This window comes from Alienimonas sp. DA493 (assembly GCF_043951915.1).
In the GTDB taxonomy this organism is placed as follows: Bacteria; Planctomycetota; Planctomycetia; order Planctomycetales; family Planctomycetaceae; genus Alienimonas.
The window spans coordinates 1-608 of the sequence record NZ_JBINJD010000357.1 but is presented as its reverse complement, the minus strand read 5'-3'; the positions used below and the strand labels follow the sequence as shown (position 1 = coordinate 608).

At 70.4% G+C, this 608-nt stretch carries 1 protein-coding gene; it reads left to right on the top strand.

What is annotated here, in order from left to right:
* Window positions 1–342: 342 nt before the first annotated feature.
* Window positions 343–525 (top strand): Flp family type IVb pilin, encoded by a 183-nt coding sequence (locus tag ACG2DA_RS23005; protein WP_395259052.1) that lies wholly within the window; start codon window positions 343–345, stop codon window positions 523–525.
* Window positions 526–608: the final 83 nt, after the last annotated feature.

The following is a 608-nucleotide window of genomic DNA, read 5'->3' as shown; positions in this document are numbered from 1 at the left end:
ACGGTCGCGGCTCCAGGGGGCAATCGATTCTGCGGCCGGCGCCGCCTCTCCCGTCGGCGCCGGTTCTCCAGCCGATTGCGGCCCCGCAGACGCCCGACCCTCGCCATTTTCCCCAATCGAACCGAAATCGGCCGCACGGCTTCGGGGACGACGTAGTTTTGTCGGCTGTCGGATCATCCGGCCGCGAACGACCCCCACGGGGGTCGCTCCGGGTCGGGGGGAGCGGCGGCAGGGTGTCCCGGGTCGGACCCCGTGCGGACGTTCCGCACGCCCGCCGACCCTCTCGCGGCACGTCCCGGAGGGGTCCGGGGCCGCCGATCAAACAGATTACGGGAGAGTCCCATGAGCAACTTCCTGACCAGCGTCAAAACCTTCCTCGAGACCGAGGACGGCCCGACGGCGGTGGAGTACGCCGTCATGCTGGCGCTGATCCTCGTCGCCTGTATCGCCACGGTGCAGACGCTCGGCACGAACGCCAACGCCAAGTTCACCGAGATCAACGGCTACCTCGGCAGCGGTTCCTGAACCCGACGCACCGGGCGCCCCCTCGGCCGACTTCGCGTCGCTGCGGGATTCGCCCCGGCCCAAGCCACGAACCGGCCCGGGGG

Coding starts and splice junctions, on each gene's coding strand:
- ACG2DA_RS23005 (WP_395259052.1), top strand. CDS start 343: ATGAGCAACTTCCTGACCAGCGTCAAAACCTTCCTCGAGACCGAGGAC.